Raw genomic sequence first — 17,360 nt, forward strand, 5'->3', positions numbered from 1 at the left:
GTGTTGGAATAGCAACACTGCGGCGGGCCGGGGTCCGGCGGGTGGGGCAGGAAGAAGGGTCATGAGCATCGCACGCGAGGAGGCGCCGCTGACGCCCCGCCAGCGCACCATTTTGGACGAGCTGGGCCGGCGGGGGTTCATTTCCACCACCGATCTGGCCGAGACTTTCGCGGTTTCGGACATGACAGTGCGCCGGGACACGCGGGTACTGTCCAAACTGGGCCTGGTCCGGGTGGTGCACGGCGGCGTGAGCGCCATCCATGGGCAGGGCCAGAACGCGGACTTCGCTGCCCGGGTCCGCGAGGATGCCGAAGCCAAGCTTCGCGTGGCCCGCGCCTGCGTATCCATGATCGGGGAGCGGGACGCGATCATCCTGGACGCCGGCACCACCACGTACCAGATCGCGCAGGAACTGCCCGCCGCCTTCAAGGGGACAATTATTACCCACTCGGCCCCGGCCATCCAGCGGTGCCTGCAGCTGACCTCGGCACGGACCATCTGCCTCGGCGGGGAACTGCTGCTGGACAGCCAGGCGTTCAACGGTCCCATGACTGTCAGTGCCGCGGCCGGGCTGCGCGCCAGGACCGCGTTCATTGGCGTCAGCGGAATCCATGATGAGGCGTTTTACATTGAGCGTGACGTGGAGCGCGCCACTAAGATCGCACTCATGAACTCTGCGGAACAGGTGGTAGTGGTGGCAACCCACCAGAAGATGCTGCGGTACGCGCTGGCCCGGCTGGCGGCCTTCGACGCCGCGGATGTACTGGTGACGGACGCGCCCCCGCCTCGGGAAATCGAATCAGCGCTGCGTGCGGCGAACGTCAAGCTCGTGGTGGCGGCATGACCGCGCCGCTGCGGGTTTCCCTGCCCGACCAGAAACTGGTGGACGCGCTTGCGCCGGCTGCCGGCGTCGAATTCTTTGTGTGGGACTTTTCCGGCCCTGCCCCCGACGGTCCGTTGGACATCGTGGTGCCGCCGTACATGCGCGGGCCGGAGGTACTGGCTGCGCTGGAGTCCGTGGAGATCGGCCTGATCCAGAGCCAGTCCATTGGGTACGACGGCGTGGCGGACGTCCTGCCCGCCGGTTGCCTTTTCGCCAACGCGGCGGGGGTGCATGAAACGTCGACGGCGGAACTTGCCCTGGGCATGATGATTGCCAGCCAGCGCGGCATGGCCGATTTTGCACGCAACCAGGCCACCGGAACCTGGGACAACAGCCAGCGGCCCAGCCTGGCAGACCGCCGGGTGCTGCTGGTGGGCTACGGGGGAGTGGGCAAGGCCATCGAAGCCCGGCTCCTGCCCTTTGAAACGCAGGTGACCCGGATGGCGAGCCGCGAACGCGAGGACGCCGGCGGGAGGATCCTCGGGATCGACTCGCTTTATGAGCAGCTGCCCCTGCACGACATCGTGGTGGTCAGTGTGCCCCTCAGCGAGCAGACAAAGCAGCTGGTGGACGCAAAGTTCCTGGCCGCAATGCCTGACGGGGCGCTGCTGGTGAACGTGGCCCGCGGACCGGTGGCGGACACGGATGCGCTGCTGGCGGAGACGTCGTCGGGCCGTTTGCGTGCCGCGCTGGACGTGACGGACCCCGAGCCGCTGCCCGCGGACCATCCCCTGTGGACGTCGCCCGGCGTGCTGATTACCCCGCACGTCGGCGGCGCAAGCTCGGCGATGTTCCCGCGGATGGTCCGGCTGATCAGGCAGCAGATCGGCCTGATGCTCGACGGCAAGGAGCCGGTCAACGTGGTGCTGGGCGGATCGCCCCGGGACTAGGTTCCGCGGCCTACTGCAACGCGGGGTCATTCCCAGCCCAATAATTGACCATTATTGGGCCAAAAGTGACCCCGCGTTGCTTGAATAAGGGGCGGAATTCGTGCGGACCGGGTTGGTCCGGAGGACCCAATATTTACAGGGCAGGCTGGCGCTTCCTGCGGAACACCATCCGCAGGTGGTCCCGGAAACCCAGGCTGCTCCTCCGGCTGGCTATGATCACGCCGGCGACTGAAGCCAGCAGCACGATGACGCCGCCGGAAGCCACTGACCAGCGCGCGCCGAACTCTGAGCCGATCCAGCCCATCAGGGGCGCGCCCAGGGCGGTACCGCCCTGGAGGACCGCCAAGTAGAGCGCCAGCACGCGGCCGCGGAACTGCGGTTCCACGGAGAGTTGGATGCTCGTGTTGCAGCTGTTCAGGAACGTGATGGACGCCAGCCCGATGGGGATCAGGACGGCTGCGTACAGCCAGAACGACGGCGACACGCTCCCCAGGAGGGTGAACGCACCGAGTCCCAGTGCACCGCCCAACAGGAACCGTAGCCGCGGCCCCGCCCGGCGTGCCGCAAGCAGCGCGCCGGCCAGCGTGCCCACGGCCATGATCGAACCAAGAAGCCCGAATTCACCCGGGCCGGCGCCGAACTCAGTGGTGGCCATCAGTGCGTTGATGATGGGAAAGTTCATTCCGAACGCGCCAAGGATGCCCACCAGGACCATGGTCAGCACCAGGTCCGGCCGGTTGCGCACATAGCGGACGCCTTCCGCCACCTGGTGCTTGCTCCGTGTTGCCGGGGCAGCGGAGGCGGGTTCTGCGGTCCGGATCCGGAAGAGGGAAACTATGACGGCGGCGAAGCTGGCGGCGTTCAGCAGGAAGACCGGTCCCGTGCCAACCCAGGCAATCAGTACCCCGGCGATCGCAGGGCCGGTCAGCCGGGCTGTGTTGAAGGAGGCGGAGTTCAGCGCAACGGCGTTGGAGATGTTGTCCTGTCCCACGAGTTCGGACACAAACGACTGGCGCGACGGTGCATCGATGGCGCTGGCTATCCCAAGACAGAGGGCGGCCAGATAGGCGTGCCAGAGCTGGGCGGTGCCGGTCACCACCAGGAGCCCGAGTGCCAGCCCGGTCACGCCCATGGCCACCTGCGTCCACAGCAGGATTACCCGCTTGCGGTAGCGGTCCGCCAGCACTCCGCCGTACGGGCCAAGCAGCAGCATGGGGAGGAACTGAAGGCCTGTGGTGATGCCGATGGCGGCGCCGGAGTAGTTGGTGAGGACGGTCAGGACCAGCCAGTCCTGCGCCACCCGCTGCATCCAGGTCCCGATGTTGGACACCAGCGCGCCGCCGGCCCAGATCCTGTAGTTGCGGTCTTCCAACGCGCGGAACATGGCGCTCATCTGCCGCTCATCTCCTGCATGATGTGTGCGGCCCGGCTCAGGACCAGCCGGTCTTCCTCGCTCAGCCCGGCCACGCGCTGCGCAAGCCACGCGGTCCGCTGGTTCCGGGCCTCTTCAAGGACGGCCCGGCCGGCATCGGTGATGTCGATGTGGACCTGACGGCCGTCGGCGGGGTTTGCCGCCCTTGAGACGAAGCCCAGTTCGGCGAGGGCGTTGACGATCCGGGTCATGGACGGGGCTTGCACGTGCTCGCTTGTGGCCAGTTCGCGGAGGGTGCTGGGTCCGCTGCCGTTGAGCAATGCCAGCACCGTGTACTGGCCCGGCGTGATGACGTCGCCGGTCGCCTCGACGCGGAGCCGCCGCGAGGTGCGCATCACGGCGGTTCGGAGGTCGATGGCCAGGGTGTCCGGGCTGATCTGCCCGGCCGTGCTCTTGTTCTTGGTTGTGGTCACGTCCGCGTTGCGCCTCCGAAAATGCTTAGCAATGCTAATTAGTCCTGCTAATAAGTATGCTACCGCTTTGAAGAAGCGGCAAGCGGTCGGCCGGTGTGGCCGTCGCGGGCGGGGCGGCGTAGGCCCTGGTGCACCATGACAGAACAGCAACCCTTCGAGCTGGTCCGGCGCCATTCGCACTTCGAACTGCGCCACTATCCCGGCCACGTTTGTGGCGAAACCAAGGTGGCCGCCACCTTTGACCGTGCCGGAAACTTCGCCTTCCGGCGCTTGTTCAACTACATCAGCGGGAACAACTCCACCCGCCGGAAGCTGGCTATGACCGCCCCGTGCTTCAGTCCGGGTCCCGGCGGGAAAAGGCGGACAGCCGAATTTGCGGGGCTTTTGTGCTTCCTGCAGGCGGCGCTGACCCTGGCTTGCCCCCTGCCCTACTGGCCCGCCAATGCTTCAAGTGTGGCCCGTGATCCGGCGTCGTGGAGGCTTGTCAGCGCCTGGGAATACGCGGCGATGAATTCCTGGTTGCCGGCCAGGTCGCCAAAGACCTCCCGGTCCGAGATGAAGGCCAGCGGTTCCTGCCGCTGCCGGGCGGCTGAGGCCATCAGCTTGGCCCTGAGCCGGTCGACGACGTCAATCGGGTTGCCCTGCTCGTCGGCGCCTTCGGCATAGCGGGCCCAGCTGGCAACGATGGCCGCGGACCGGCGGATTTCCCCGCCCCGCTCAAGGCTGATGCGGATGACCGGCAGCAGCCATTTGGGGATCCGGTCCGAGCTTTCCGCGCAGAGTCGGGCAAGGGTGTCCCGGACGTGTTCGTTGGAGAAGCGTTCGATGAGGGTGTGTTTGTAGTCGGCGATGTCCACGCCGGGCACCGGCTCCAGGGTGGGGGTGGCCTCCTTGTCCATGTAGTCGAGCAGGAACTGCGCGAACAGCGGGTCCTGGGCAACTTCGTGGGCGTAGCGGTAGCCAGCCAGGTAGCCGAAGTAGCACATGCCCTGGTGGCGGGCGTTGAGCAGGCGGAGTTTCATCAGTTCGTACGGCTCAACATCCGCCACGAGCTGGACCCCGGCGTCCTCTAACGGGGGACGTCCAAGGCTGAACGTGTCCTCGAGGACCCACTGCTCAAACGGCTCGCACACCACGGGCCACCCATCTTCGACGCCGAACTCCGCCGAGATGGCGGCGCGGTCCGCGTCCGTGGTGACGGGCGTGATCCGGTCCACCATGCTGTTGGGGAAGGGAACGTTCGCGGTGATCCAGGCGCCGAGGTCCGGGTCCTTGACGGTGGCGAAGGCGGTGAACGTCCTGCGCGCCACGTCGCCGTTGCCTTGGATGTTGTCGCAGGACATCACCGTGAAGGGGACCAGGCCGCGGGCACGACGGCGGGCCAGGGCTGCCGTGATGAGGCCGAAGATCGTCCGCGGTGCTGCCCCCGCCTGGAGGTCGTGGACCACGTCCGGGTTGCCGGCGTCGAACTCGCCGGTGACGTGGTGGAAGTTGTATCCGCCCTCCGTGATTGTGAGTGAAACGATCCGGACGGCGTCGGACGCCATCTTCTCGATGACGGACTCGGGATCGTCAGGGGCGAACAGGTACTCGATGATCGAGCCGATGACCCGGCCTTCCCGGGTCCCGTCCGGGTTCTTGACCACCAGCGTGTAGAGGCAGTCCTGGCTGTCCATGACCTGTTTCATGCGGGCATCACCGGGCAGGACCCCCACGCCGCAGATGGCCCAGTCGAGGGCCTTGCCGTCGTTCATCAGCCGGTCCAGGTACATGGCCTGGTGCGCGCGGTGGAAGCCGCCCACCCCGAAGTGGACGATTCCCGCCGTCAGCGAGGCCCGGTCGTAGGCGGGGACAGCCAGGGACGCGGGCAGGCCGGCAAGGGTGCGGGTTTGAAGTGCAGTCATGGGGCTAACCTTCTGCAGAGGCGGGCCGGCCGGGCGGTGTTCCGGCCGGCTTTCCGGACAGGGAACCCAGCCCGGCTGACGTGGGCGGGTTGGCCCCCGGCCGGGAACACGCGATGGCGGCGGCCCTGTTCGCGTAGGCCGCCAGGGCATCCAGGTCTTCGGGGGAGAGGCTCCACAGGCGCGGCCTGTTGGCGGCACCGAGCGCGTCCAGTTGCGCCAGGCCGGCGATCAGGGCCGCCATGAAGGAGTCACCCGCCCCCACGGTGTCCGCCACGGCGACCGTTTCGCCCGGCATCTCCACGCGCCCCTTCCGGGTCAGGACCACCGGTCCGTCCGCGCCTCGCGTCAGCGCAACCAGTGCCGGTCCCAGCTCCAGCCAGGCGGCAAGGGACTCGTCCAGGGTCCTTCCCGGGTAGAGCCAGCGCAGGTCCTCGTCGCTGGCTTTAACGAAGTCACTGGCGGCCACAAAGTCTTCCGCTTCACGGCGTGCCGCTTCAACATCGGGGCTGCTGGCCGGCCGGCAATTGGGGTCGAAACTCACCGTCGCGTGCGGGCGTGCCGCTTCGGCCAGGCCCCGGACGGCCTTGCTTCCGGGTGCCAGGACCGTGGCGATGGATCCGGTGTGGACATGCAGCGAACCCTGCACCGCGGCAAGGGCCGGGATGGAGGCCCCGTTGATGTCCCAGCTGATGTTGAACGTGTACTCGGCTGCGCCGGTAGCGTCCAGGGACGCCAGTGCCGACGACGTCGGCAGGGAACCTCCCACGATCGGTTCAACATTGTTGGTGCGCAGGTGGTCAGCGATCAGCTTCCCGTGCGCGTCGTCGCCATAGTGCGTGACCAGCCTGGTCCCCAGGCCCAGCCGCGCGCACCCTACCGCGACGTTGAGCGGGCTCCCGCCCGGGTGCACCTGCTGCGCGGAGCCCCGGCCGGGGGCCTCAATGATGTCAACAAGCGACTCGCCGATGACGGTGATCATGGTCAGCGGCCCGGGTAGACAACGGCTTTGAGCTGGCCGGGCTGCTTGCCCGCCTTGAGCGCGTTCTCGGAGTCCGCGAGTGGGAACCTGCCGGTGACTAGGATGTCCAGGTCCACCTTGCCGTCCGCGATCAGCTGGATGGCCAGCGGCCAGGTGTTGGTGTAGCGGAACACGCCGGAGAGCCAGATCTCGCGGTTCTGGATGTAGGAGACGGGGAGTTCGACGTCGTCCGCGCCCAGGCCGACCAGGATGACTGTGCCTGCAGGGGCCACGGCCTTGATCCCGGCGCGGACCGCCTGCGGTGCGCCGGACGCGTCAATGAACGCGTCGACGTCGAGCCCTTCCACGCTGTCCGTCTTTGCGTTGAGCGCGTGGGTGGCGCCGTGTTCGAGGGCGAAGGCGAGCCGGTCTTCGGCGATGTCGGAGATGTAGATCTCGGTGGCGCCGAACGCGCGGGCGGCCTGGGCAGCGATGATGCCGATGGGCCCGGCGCCGGCGATCAGGACCCGGCTGCCGGGCTTGATCTCCGCGCGTTCGCAGGCCCACAGCCCTACGGAGAGCGGCTCGATGAGGGCGGCGGCCTCGTCGCTGACGCTGTCCGGGATGTCGTAGGCGAAGTCGGACTGGATGGTGACGTATTCGGCGAAGGCGCCGTCAACGGGCGGGGTGGCGTAGAACTCGATGTCCGGGCAGAGGTTGTAGCGGCCGGCCTTGCACTGCTTGCACGTGCGGCAGGGGCGCTGGGGCTCGACGGCGACGCGCCGGCCGGTGCGGGCGGGGTCAACGGCGGATCCGACGGCGGCGATCCGGCCGGAGAGTTCGTGGCCGAGGATGAGCGGGTGGTCCACTACGTACGGGCCGATCCGGCCGTGCTCGTAGTAGTGGACGTCGCTGCCGCAGACGCCGACGGCGGCAACCTGCACCAGGACCTGGTCAGCGTCGAGCTGCGGGAGGGGCAGGGTTTCCATGGCCATCTCGCCCTGGCGCTTCAGGATGGACGCCCGCATGGTGGCCGGCAGACCGGAGCCGGTGGCCGGGGACTGGGTGGTTGTTGTGGTCATCGGAGTGATCCTTCTGAGTGTTGGGCGGGCTGGTTTATCTCACGGCCTGCTATTTCACGGCGCCGAGGGAGAGTCCCTGGACGAGCTTGTCCTGGGCGGCGAACCCGGCAAAAAGCACGGGCAGGGAGATGACGACGGCGGCCGCGCACACCTTGGCGAGGAAGAGGCCCTGGCTGGAGACGAAGCCGGTGAGGAAGACCGGGGCGGTTCCGGCCATGACGCCGGTGAGGACCCGGGCGAGCAGCAGTTCGTTCCAGCTGAAGATGAAGCAGATCAGGGCTGTGGCGGCGATCCCCGGCATCGCGACCGGGGCCACCACTGCGCGGAGGGTCAGGAGCAGGCCGGCTCCGTCGATCTGGGAGGCTTCGAGCATTTCCACCGGGACTTCGGCGAGGAAGGACCGCATCATCCAGACCGCGATGGGCAGGTTCATGGACGTGTACATCAGGACCAGGAACCAGATGTTGTCCAGCCCGCCGATGGTTTTGGCGAACAGGAACAGCGGCAGGACCGCGGCGACGGTGGGCAGCATCTTGGTGGAAAGGAAGAAGAACATCACGTCCGTCCACTTCTTGATCGGCCTGATCGAGAGGGCGTACGCGGCCGGGATGGCCAGGACCAGCACCAGGACCGTGGACAGGACCGAGGCGGTGGCCGAGTTGATCAGCGGCGGCCAGGGGCTGACCCCGGAGCTGGCGCCGAAGAATTCCGCGTAGGCATCGAGCGTCAGGGGTGCGCCGATGGACGGCGGGTTGGTGGCGGCATCCGTTTCGGAGTGGAAGGAGGTCAGGATCATCCACAGGACCGGGGCCACGAACAACAGGGCCAGCAGCCAGGCGGCGATGCCGGCGGCGGTGTTGTTGCGCGTGGGATCCATCCGGGACTTGCCCCGGCCGGACCTTCCGAATCCGCGGCGGCCGGACCCGGTGTTCAGGGCGGTGGGCGGTGTTAAACGGGCCAGGCCCGGCTTGCGGGGTTCGGCAGGAGTGAGGGTGCTCATCGTGCTGCCTCCTTCTTGAAGAGTGAAAAGACGGTGCGGAGGGCGAAGGTGGCCACGATGATGGTGCCGATGACCACCACGACGCCTGTTGCGGAAGCCAGACCGTATTCATTGGCGAAGTAGAAGGTCTGGTAAATGGAGTACGGCAGGTTGGCCGTGCCCAGGCCGCCCGAGGTGAGCGTGAAGACGGCGTCGAAGTTCTGCACGATGTAGATGGCACCGAGCAGGCCGCCCAGTTCCAGGTACTGGCGCAGGTGCGGGAGGGTCAGATGGCGGAAGATTTCCCAGGGGCTGGCCCCGTCCATCTGCGCCGCTTCCACGGTGTCCATGGGCCGGGACTGCAGCCCGGCCAGCAGGATGAGCATCATGAACGGCGTCCACTGCCACACCAGCGAGAGGATGACCGCGGTCAGGGGAGCCTGCGAGAGGAGGTCCGGCTGCGGCGGGGTGTCACTGCCGAAGAGCGACCAGATCCAGGTCAGGACGCCGTTGAACAGCCCATACGTCGGGTTCAGCAGGGCGTGCTTCCATACGAGAGCAGCAGCTACGGGCACCACCAGGAACGGTGCGATCAGCAGGGTGCGGGCAAGCCCGCGGCCAATGAACTTCTTGTCCAGGAGCAGGGCCAGGACCAGCCCGATGACGAGGCTGGCCAGGACCACCGAGACGGTGAGGACGATGGTGGTGAAGATGGCCTGGCGCAGGTCCGCGTTGGTAAGGACCTCCACGTAGTTGCTGAAACCCGCGAATCCCGTCTGGTCCGGGCGGAGGCTGTTCCAGTTCATGAATGAAATGATCAGGGTGGCAGCAAAGGGAAGCTGCGTGACGATAATGAGGAAGATCAGGGCCGGCAGCAGCGGTGCGCGCCGTGCCCACGCCGTGGCGCGTTCACGGGCCCTGGCGTCTTTGGAAGGTTTGGGGGCGCTGTGCCCTGAACGGGCGACGCGCGCTGTTGCGGAAGTCATGATGTTCTCCTGCGGTTCTGTGGCCCGCCGGCAGGGCGGGCCACAGAACCGATTGGTGGGTGGTTACTTCTTGTACTTGTCGCCGATTTTCTGGGCGGCTTCCTGGCCCTTGGCCAGTGCGTCCTCCACGGTGCCCTGTCCGGCTATCGCTGCGCTCACGCCCTGGGAGACAGTGGTGCCAAGGTCCGCGAACTCGGGGATGCCGACGAACTGGATGCCAACCACCGGACGTTCCTGCACACCCGGGTTCTTCGGGTCGGCGTTCTCAATGGCGGAGCGTTCGGCCTTGAAGAACGGTGCGGCCTTCTGGAACTCGGCGTTCTCGTAGGTGGAGATGCGCTTGCCGGACGGAACCTTGGCCCATCCCAGCTTCGAGGCGACCAGTTCTTCATACTTCTTCGAGCTGGCCCAGGCGATGAACTTGCCTGCGGCGTCCTGCTTCTTGGACGCAGCCTGCACACCCCATGACCAGGTCCACAGCCAGCCCGAGGAGTCGGTCTTCTTGACGGGAGCCTGGGCGTAGCCGATCTTGCCCTTCACCGGCGAACCCTCCGCTTCGAGGGCGCCCGCTGCAGAGGTGGCGTCGTACCACATGGCCACCTTGGACTGGCTCATGTTGTTCAGGCATTCGGTGAACCCGGCCTGGGCGGCGCCGGCTTCACCGTGCTTCTTGACCAGGTCCACGTAGAACTTGGTAGCCTCGGTGAATTCCGGAGAATTGACCTTGGCGTTCCAGTCCTTATCGAACCAGGTGCCGCCGAAGGTGTTCACCACCGTGGTCAGCGGTGCGAAAACCTGGCCCCAGCCGGGCTGGCCGCGGAGGCAGATGCCCTTCATTCCCGGCGCGGCGCCGTCGGCCTGGGCGGCGAGCTCGGCCACCTGGTCCCAGGTGGGCTTCTCCGGCATCGCCAGGCCCTTGGCCTCAAGGATGTCCTTGCGGTACATCAGGAAGGACGACTCGCCGTAGAAGGGCTCGCCGTAGAGCTTGCCGTCCTTGCCGGTGAGCGAGGCGGTGTACGCCGGCAGGATGTCGTCCTGGTTGAATTCGGCGTCCTTGGCCACACTGTCCAGCGGGGCCAGCCAGTTGTTGGCGGAGTAGAACGGGATCTCATAGTTAGACAGGGACGCGACATCGTACTGGCCGGCCTGGCTGGAGAACTCCTGGCTGATCTTGGCCCGGACGTCGTTCTCCGGCAGGATCGTGTAGTTCACCTTGATCCCGGTGTCCTTGGTGAAGTTGTCTGCAGTGAGCTTCTGCAGGTCCTCCATCTGGGGATTGTTCACCATCAGGACATTGATGCTGTTCTGGTCACCGGCAGCAGTGCCGCCGCCGGCACCGGAGCAGGCCGATGCGGAGAGTGCGATGCACAAGGCAGCGGCAGCCAGCGTGGCAGTGCGCATTTTTGGGCGCATTGAGGACTCCTTTGTTCTTCAGGGGGTGCGCAGTCACCACATCCGACTGCTGCGTCGGGATGCCTGACCGTGGCGCGGCGTGGAATCGGGAAGCCGATGTGCCGCTGATGTTCCTCAAGATTAGGCCGGTGGCGTGGGGCACAACTAGCGCCGTGGTTGCCGATTTCTGATACTAATTTTCCGCAGCAGGTCCTGCATCAGGCGCTACTCTGGGGACAGGTCCCTGGATCTTGTCCAGAATTCATAACCACTACGGGCGCGGAGAAACACATGACTGCCACGGACACAGCGGACGGAGCTGCAGCCCGGCTGGCCGAGAGGCTGCTGGGGATGAGGGCCAACCGGGAGATCATCCCGCCCGATCCCAACCACTCCGTCCGGTGGGTGGAACACAGCTATCCCAGCCCGGTGGCGCGGTGGAACTACCACCCCGAGTACGAGATTCACCTCATCCGCAAAGGCACCGGACAGTTCATCGTGGGCGACCATATCGGCACGTTCGAAGCCGGCCACGTGTCCCTCGTCGGATCGGGGCTGCCGCACGACTGGGTTAGCGACCTTGAACCCGGCGAAGTGCTGGAGAACCGGGATGCCGTAATCCAGTTCGACGGCAAATGGGTTGAGCAGACGGCTTCGCTGGTCCCGGAGATGGCTGAAGTGAAGCCACTGCTGGAGCAGTCCCAGCGGGGGATCGAATTCCTGGGGCCCTCGGCGGAGAACGCGGCCGCCGCCATAGAAGCCATGGGTGCCAGCACGGGTCTGGTGCGGTTGCGCCACCTGCTGGATCTCTTTGTGGTGCTGGCGCGGGCTCCGCAGGAAGAACGGCGATACCTCGCGGACGAATGGTTCCGGCCGCAACTGGATGGCCAGGCCGCCGCCGTGGTGGACATTGTGCTCGAGTACGTCTTCACCAACCATGCCGGCAGCGTGAAGATGTCCGGGGCCGCCGAGCTGGTGGGCATGTCCGAGCCCACCTTCTCCAAATACTTCAAGCGGGCTACCGGCCAGAACTTCAGTGACCTGGTGCGCAAGCTCCGGCTTGCACATGCCCGCCGGCTGCTGGAGCACAGCGACAAGGCCATCTCGGAGATCTGTTACGAAGTGGGGTTCTCCAACCTGTCCAACTTCAACCGCCACTTCCTGAACGACGCAGGGGAGACGCCGAGGAACTACCGCCAGCGCGTGCAGGGCTGACAATGTCCTGACAGCCGGCAGTGGCAGCTGAGCCGGGAACTACTGGCTCCCCTTGATTTTCCGCCAGCCGCCCGCGCGGTTGGTTTCGATGATTGCCCGGAACATCTCCAGCAGGGCCTCCTCGTTGATTGGCTCGCCCGCGTAGTAGGAAATCATCCGGCCCGTCTTGTTGCCGTGGCCGCCCGTGATGATGTTGTGCGGGTCCGGGGTGAGCCCGCCGTCGTACAGGAAAACATTGACGTGGTCTTTGGCGGCGAGGAGGGCGCAGATGTTGCCCTGCAGCACGAAGTACGGCTGGACGGTGCGCTTTATTGTCTCCTCGACGCCGGGGTCGGCAGCATGGACGAGGTCCCGCACCTTCAGGCAGATGGCCTGCTGCCAGGGCAGGAGTGCGCCGATGTACTGGTCAACACGGGGATCCTTCTGGTAGGTCATCGTTGAACTCCTGGCGGGTCTGTTACTGGCTGCGCAACGCTCGTAGGGTGGGGCCATGGCTGATACATTCTCGTCCCTGATTGACGCGTTCAAGAACGTCGGCGTTTCCAAAGCCTACGGTTCCCCAATCCAGCTGGGCGGGGAAGAGGTCATTCCCGTAGCGCTGGTGTCCTTCGGGTTCGGCGGCGGCGGGGAGGCCGGGCAGGACGGCGCCTCCGGGGGCGGCGGTGGCGGGATGGTGCTGCCGCTCGGCGTTTACCGGAACATCGGCGGTCAGGTGGCGTTCCGGCCGAACACCGTGGTTGCCCTGGTGTGCCTCGTCCCGGTCATCACCGCTGTGGGCGCAGCCGTCCGGAAGGCCATCCGCGCCGCCAAGGCGTAACGGGAAGCCCGGCGCTACGGGGCTGCGCAACATGGCCCGGGTTCAGTGCGCCCGGACTGCTCCTGCGCACCGGCGCCGGGTCCCACTGCGCCAGGCCGCGGCGCAGGGAGCTGCCATGGCGCTGGAACTGCCGTCCCGCCGTCGGCCATCCCTGCGGGGCTAGGATGGCCGCATGGGTGACGTTGACGATTCCCTTGCCGCCTTGGACGAGCCGGAGCGCAGCTCCCTGCAGCGCGTCATTGCGGCGGCGCGGCGCGTGATCCCGGAGGCCGAAGAGGGGCGCAGCTACGGGATGCCGGCGTTGAAGGTGGACGGCAAACCGCTCATCGGGGTAGCGGCGGCTGCCAAGCACCTGTCCATCTTTCCGTTCTCGCCCGAGGTGGTGGACGCCGTCGCGCCCAGACTGGCGGGCTTCTCGCTGTCCAAGGGTACTGTCCGGTTCACGCCGGACCATCCCGTCCCCGAGGAAGTGGTGGAGGAGATGGTCCGGCTGCGGCTGGCTGAGATCCGGAAGTAGCGCCTAGAGCTGCGCCGCGTCCAGGGGCAGCGGAGTGATCGGCTGGTCGTTCGCGGTCAGGTCGATGCCCAGGTCCTTGGCGAACACCAGGCGGGTTTCCTTGTAGATCCCCGCGTGGTTCTCATCCAGCTCGAAGACGCGCGCGCCGCGGAGCCGGTTCCGGTCGGCGCCCGGCAGCCCGTAGGCGCCGAATCCCGTCCCGGGGGCGTAGCCGAGCTCCACGCCGTAGTAGTTGCCCACGTAGGTGTTGACGTGGTCGTGGCCCACGAAGTAGCCGCGGACGTCCCCGCGTTCCAGGAAGGCGTTGAACAGCCCGGAGTTGAAGGGGCCGGGGCACTCGTCCTCGTTCCGCTCGCCCACGATGCCGTGCTTCTTCACCGCCCGCTGGTGGTCCGCGTCCGTCCGGGAATCGATGCTGGCGAACCACATGCTGCGGTGTTCGTGCAGGGCGATGTGGCCCCACATCAGGGAGGGGATCTTCCTGCCGTACTTCTGCTCGGTGGCGATGGAGAGGTTGCGGTACCAGGCCACCTGGTCCATGCGGACCCAGTCCCAGTCCGGGTAGCCCTCGAAGTCCTGGCCGTTGATGGTGTCCGGGGCGTAGCGGCCGGTATCGATGAGCCAAAGGCCGAAGGCCGGGTCCTTGGATTTCGAGGACTGCACCAGCAGCAGCGAGTTGGACGTGCCGGTGAGGCCATCCGTGGAGTCGCCGTTGACGTTGAACGCGTAGCTCTGCAGGAATTGCAGCATCCGGGCCTCGGTCATGCCGGTCCTCGCCACCGAGTCCTCGTCGTGGTTGCCGAACGTGACGGCCCACGGGATCTGCCGGCTTTCCATCGGCCGGACCACGTGGTTCAGGGCCTGCTTGACCTCGAGTTCAGTGTCGCAGCCGCCGTTGATCACGTCCCCGTTGATCACCACGAAGTCAGGCTTTTCGGCATCCAGCGTGCGGTCCATGAGCTCGATGGTGCGGCGGTCCGTCTGCTCGTCGTCCTGGGTGTCGTTGAACTGGATTACCTTGAACCGGCCGTCCGGGCGGAACGCGAGGGCGGGCTTGGGTGCCTTCGTTCCCGGTGCCGCGGTGGCTCCGGTTGCGGCCGCCACCGTCATGCCGAGTGCACCCAGGGTTCCGGCTGCCGCCAGGGCCGCCCGCCTGCTGAAGTTGGGCTGGTTGAGTTTGATGGTCATCACTGCCTCTCTGCATTGTTGCCGCCGGGTTCCGGCCGCCGTCACCTGTGAGGGTAGGAAGCCCGGGCATCGGGGTGCCTAACGCATGGTGAACGGCACGTGCGAAGCTAGCGTTTAACGGACACGTACCGGGAGGGACCTGTGAACACCAACGAACTGCTGCTGGACGCCTTCGGCCGGATCCGCGAGAACGTGGAGGCCACCCTTGAAGGGCTCGACGGCGGGACGCTTGCTTGGCGGCCGGGCGGCGCCGGCAACTCGATTGCCTGGCTGATCTGGCACCTCAGCCGCGTGGAGGACGCGCAGGTGGCGGACGTCGCCGGCCGCGAACAGGCCTGGAGTGAGCAAGACTTCGTGGGCCGCTTCGGGCTCCCGCTGAACCCCCGCGACACCGGCTACGGCCACTCCACGGAGCAGGTGGATTCGGTGCAGGCTGAGCCGGAACTGCTGCTGGAGTACTACGACGCCGTCCACCGGCGGACCGTGGAGTTCCTGCAGGACCTGGGGGACCGGGACCTGGACCGCGTCGTGGATACCCGGTGGGACCCGCCTGTCACGCTGGGCGTGCGTCTGGTGAGCACCCTGGCAGACTGTCTCCAGCACGTGGGGCAGGCCGCATACGCCAAGGGCCTGAAACAGGTGCAGGGGCAGTAGCAATCCCCTATTTCCGTGGGCACAATTCGGTTCCATAATGGCCACATAGGCTTCGGGGACCCTCGCGCCAATGACGGCTGGCGGGGCACGCAGAGTCCCTGGTGGCCGCCCCGGAAAACAGGCGCGACGGGCGGCCATGCGTTCCCGGACTTGGTGGTTCGGGTCCGCGCCCGGGGGAGAGCAACCGCCGCCAATACAAGAATGCTCAAAAGGAAATCACCATGCTCAAAGATTCAGCAGTCATGGCTGTCCTTCCCGCAAAGGACATTAACAGGGCCAAGGATTTTTACCGGGAAAAGCTGGGGCTGGAGCCCTCCGAAACCGTGGAGGACAACTTGGTGTACCGGTGCGGCAACGGAACAAGCTTCCTTGTGTACCAGACAGATAACGCGGGTACGGCCAGGAACACGCAGATGGGCTGGGAAACGGACAGCCTCGAGCGCGACATGGAGGAACTGCGGGGCCGCGGCGTGGTGTTCGAAGACTACGACTTCCCCGGCCTGAAGACGGAAAACGGAATTGCCACGGACAGCTGGGGCAAGGCCGCCTGGTTCTTGGACAGCGAGGGAAATATCCTCAATCTCTCCCAGCGCGCATAACAAGGGCCACGAGCCCGCGCGGGCATGGTGCCCCGCGGGCTGAGCCCTGCCTGGTCACCACCTGGCTGGCCTCAAGATGCAGCGCTTGTTGAGCGCCGAATCCTCCATGCGGCATGAACAATCAAGTCCTGATCAAAATTGCCAAAGGTTCTCCCCAGTTTCGGCGTCATCTGCGGTCCGGGGAAATAGGTTCTTCCCATAATCAGTTTTGGCTTAGCAAGAGGCCCGGCTTATTGCCGGGCCTTTATTTAATGGGGAAACATTGCCGCCACGCGCCTTTACCTTCACCGTCGCTGGGACCAGCGCGCTGCTGGTCCTTCCGGTCCTCGTCGGGTGCGCGGGCCCCGCCGACCTGAAGGCCGCCTCGTCCGAAACCACAACTTCGCCAGCCGCCGCTTTGGCGGGCGCACCCGCCAGAGCAACACCGGCGCCGTCGTCCGTCCAAGAAACGGGCGCACCGCTGGATCCCGACACCACCAGCCTGGTGCCGCAGGCCGCCGCTATGGCGGCTCCAAGGATGCAGCCCGCGTTCGCCACCACGGCGATCGACCTGCTGGCCACCCTCCCCATCAAGGGCCGTGCGCCCAAGACGGGGTACGACCGCGCGCTGTTTGGGCAGGCGTGGCTCGATGTTGACCGTAACGGCTGCGACACCCGCAATGACATGCTCAAGCGGGACATGACGGGCATCAACTACACCAACAGCGTGCCCTGCAAGGTGCAGTCGGGGACGCTGGCGGACCCGTACACCGGCACTACCATCAGCTTCCTGCGGGGGAGCGGGACCAGCAGCAAGGTGCAGATCGACCATGTTGTTGCGCTCAGCGATGCGTGGCAGAAGGGCGCGCAGCAGCTCACCACCGAACAGCGGACCGCCTTCGCCAACGATCCGCTGAACCTGCAGGCGACGGACGGGCCAACCAACCAGAAGAAGGGCGACGGCGACGCGGCCACCTGGCTGCCGCCGAACAAGGGCTTCCGCTGCGAGTACGTCTCCCGGCAGATTTCAGTGAAGGCTACCTACAGCCTGTGGGTAACCAAGGCCGAGCACGACGCTATGGCCAGGATCCTGGCCGACTGCCCGGGCCAGCTGGCGCCCACAAACCAGGAGGCACCTGCCACTCCGGCGCCCGCACCTGCTGTGGCGCCGGCCCTGGTTGCGCCGGCTCCCGCTGCTCCGGCCCCGGCTGCGGTGCCGGCCCCACCCGCTGTTGTCCCGGCGCCTGCGGCCGCCTACTTCGCCAACTGTGCCGCGGCCAGGGCTGCCGGTGCCGCGCCGCTCTTCGCCGGGCAGGCGGGCTACCGTGCCGGTCTGGACCGTGATTCCGACGGCGTTGCCTGCGAGTAGCCGCTATTGCGTAAGTTCAATTGACTGAATGCCGTGGATACCTTCGTTCTTGGAGGCATCCACGGCTTTCGTCTGCCAGCGTGTCCTGTGACATCGCCCTAAC

The 17,360-nt window shown here is 66.4% G+C and carries 18 protein-coding genes and 1 pseudogene; 9 read left to right on the plus strand and 10 right to left on the minus strand.

What is annotated here, in order from left to right; translation table 11 throughout:
* The first annotated feature begins 61 nt into the window (after window positions 1-61).
* Together C3B78_RS04385 and C3B78_RS04390 are read left to right on the plus strand one after the other, a co-directional pair.
* Window positions 62-844: a DeoR/GlpR family DNA-binding transcription regulator gene (locus C3B78_RS04385; protein ID WP_104996981.1), complete on the plus strand. Its 783-nt coding sequence runs from the start codon at window positions 62-64 to the stop codon at window positions 842-844.
* Window positions 841-1,773 (plus strand): 2-hydroxyacid dehydrogenase, encoded by a 933-nt coding sequence (locus C3B78_RS04390; protein ID WP_104996982.1) that lies wholly within the window; start codon window positions 841-843, stop codon window positions 1,771-1,773. The genes C3B78_RS04385 and C3B78_RS04390 overlap by 4 nt, the downstream gene beginning before the upstream one ends.
* A 133-nt stretch (window positions 1,774-1,906) precedes the next feature.
* Here C3B78_RS04390 and C3B78_RS04395 read toward each other — a convergent pair whose 3' ends face one another.
* The gene (locus C3B78_RS04395; protein WP_104996983.1) at window positions 1,907-3,166 is read right to left on the minus strand and encodes an MFS transporter; all 1,260 of its coding nucleotides are present in this window, start codon (window positions 3,164-3,166) and stop codon (window positions 1,907-1,909) included.
* On the minus strand, window positions 3,163-3,618 hold the full coding sequence (locus C3B78_RS04400; RefSeq protein WP_396136713.1) for a MarR family winged helix-turn-helix transcriptional regulator: 456 nt from the start codon (window positions 3,616-3,618) through the stop codon (window positions 3,163-3,165). Before C3B78_RS04400 ends, C3B78_RS04395 begins: the two co-directional genes overlap by 4 nt.
* A gap of 135 nt (window positions 3,619-3,753) precedes the next feature.
* Between C3B78_RS04400 and C3B78_RS04405 the strand changes: the two are divergent.
* Window positions 3,754-3,900: pseudogene (locus C3B78_RS04405) on the plus strand (heme-binding protein); the annotation flags it as partial.
* 146 nt (window positions 3,901-4,046) lie between these two features.
* On the opposite strand, the gene C3B78_RS04410 reads toward C3B78_RS04405, so the two are convergent.
* The 6 genes from C3B78_RS04410 to C3B78_RS04435 form a co-directional block, all read right to left on the minus strand.
* A complete protein-coding gene (locus C3B78_RS04410; protein ID WP_104996984.1) occupies window positions 4,047-5,522 on the minus strand; it encodes a mannitol dehydrogenase family protein in 1,476 nt (491 codons plus the stop codon).
* Between the two features lie 4 nt (window positions 5,523-5,526).
* Entirely contained in the window at window positions 5,527-6,501 is a 975-nt protein-coding gene (locus tag C3B78_RS04415; protein ID WP_104996985.1) for a carbohydrate kinase family protein, read from the minus strand.
* Window positions 6,502-6,503: 2 nt separating this feature from the next.
* Entirely contained in the window at window positions 6,504-7,562 is a 1,059-nt protein-coding gene (locus C3B78_RS04420) for an NAD(P)-dependent alcohol dehydrogenase (RefSeq protein ID WP_104996986.1), read from the minus strand.
* Window positions 7,563-7,611: 49 nt separating this feature from the next.
* The gene (locus tag C3B78_RS04425) at window positions 7,612-8,562 is read right to left on the minus strand and encodes a carbohydrate ABC transporter permease (protein ID WP_104996987.1); all 951 of its coding nucleotides are present in this window, start codon (window positions 8,560-8,562) and stop codon (window positions 7,612-7,614) included.
* On the minus strand, window positions 8,559-9,527 hold the full coding sequence (locus C3B78_RS04430) for a carbohydrate ABC transporter permease (protein WP_104996988.1): 969 nt from the start codon (window positions 9,525-9,527) through the stop codon (window positions 8,559-8,561). Before C3B78_RS04430 ends, C3B78_RS04425 begins: the two co-directional genes overlap by 4 nt.
* A 63-nt stretch (window positions 9,528-9,590) precedes the next feature.
* Window positions 9,591-10,940 carry an ABC transporter substrate-binding protein gene (locus C3B78_RS04435; protein ID WP_104996989.1) on the minus strand — a complete coding sequence of 450 codons (1,350 nt, stop codon included), beginning with the start codon at window positions 10,938-10,940 and terminating at the stop codon, window positions 9,591-9,593.
* Window positions 10,941-11,210: 270 nt separating this feature from the next.
* On the opposite strand from C3B78_RS04435, the gene C3B78_RS04440 reads away from it, so the two are divergent.
* Window positions 11,211-12,134 (plus strand): AraC family transcriptional regulator, encoded by a 924-nt coding sequence (locus tag C3B78_RS04440; RefSeq protein ID WP_104996990.1) that lies wholly within the window; start codon window positions 11,211-11,213, stop codon window positions 12,132-12,134.
* Window positions 12,135-12,173: 39 nt separating this feature from the next.
* Here C3B78_RS04440 and C3B78_RS04445 read toward each other — a convergent pair whose 3' ends face one another.
* Window positions 12,174-12,569: a DUF1801 domain-containing protein gene (locus tag C3B78_RS04445; protein ID WP_104996991.1), complete on the minus strand. Its 396-nt coding sequence runs from the start codon at window positions 12,567-12,569 to the stop codon at window positions 12,174-12,176.
* Between the two features lie 55 nt (window positions 12,570-12,624).
* Between C3B78_RS04445 and C3B78_RS04450 the strand changes: the two genes are divergently transcribed.
* Together C3B78_RS04450 and C3B78_RS04455 are read left to right on the plus strand one after the other, a co-directional pair.
* Window positions 12,625-12,951, plus strand: coding sequence for a hypothetical protein (locus tag C3B78_RS04450; protein WP_104996992.1), 327 nt, complete (start codon window positions 12,625-12,627; stop codon window positions 12,949-12,951).
* 172 nt (window positions 12,952-13,123) lie between these two features.
* Window positions 13,124-13,468: an iron chaperone gene (locus C3B78_RS04455; RefSeq protein ID WP_104996993.1), complete on the plus strand. Its 345-nt coding sequence runs from the start codon at window positions 13,124-13,126 to the stop codon at window positions 13,466-13,468.
* Between the two features lie 3 nt (window positions 13,469-13,471).
* Here the strand turns inward: C3B78_RS04455 and C3B78_RS04460 are convergent, their stop codons facing one another.
* Window positions 13,472-14,656, minus strand: a complete 1,185-nt coding sequence (locus C3B78_RS04460; protein WP_104996994.1) for a metallophosphoesterase family protein — start codon at window positions 14,654-14,656, stop codon at window positions 13,472-13,474.
* Between the two features lie 141 nt (window positions 14,657-14,797).
* On the opposite strand from C3B78_RS04460, the gene C3B78_RS04465 reads away from it, so the two are divergent.
* The 3 genes from C3B78_RS04465 to C3B78_RS04475 all read left to right on the plus strand — a co-directional run bounded on the left by C3B78_RS04465 (window position 14,798) and on the right by C3B78_RS04475 (window position 17,257).
* A complete protein-coding gene (locus C3B78_RS04465) occupies window positions 14,798-15,310 on the plus strand; it encodes a mycothiol transferase (RefSeq protein WP_104996995.1) in 513 nt (170 codons plus the stop codon).
* A gap of 221 nt (window positions 15,311-15,531) precedes the next feature.
* Window positions 15,532-15,909 carry a VOC family protein gene (locus C3B78_RS04470; protein WP_104996996.1) on the plus strand — a complete coding sequence of 126 codons (378 nt, stop codon included), beginning with the start codon at window positions 15,532-15,534 and terminating at the stop codon, window positions 15,907-15,909.
* Between the two features lie 262 nt (window positions 15,910-16,171).
* Window positions 16,172-17,257, plus strand: a complete 1,086-nt coding sequence (locus C3B78_RS04475) for a GmrSD restriction endonuclease domain-containing protein (protein ID WP_104996997.1) — start codon at window positions 16,172-16,174, stop codon at window positions 17,255-17,257.
* Window positions 17,258-17,360 lie beyond the last annotated feature (103 nt).

This window comes from Arthrobacter sp. PGP41 (assembly GCF_002953935.1).
Lineage (GTDB): Bacteria > Actinomycetota > Actinomycetes > Actinomycetales > Micrococcaceae > Arthrobacter.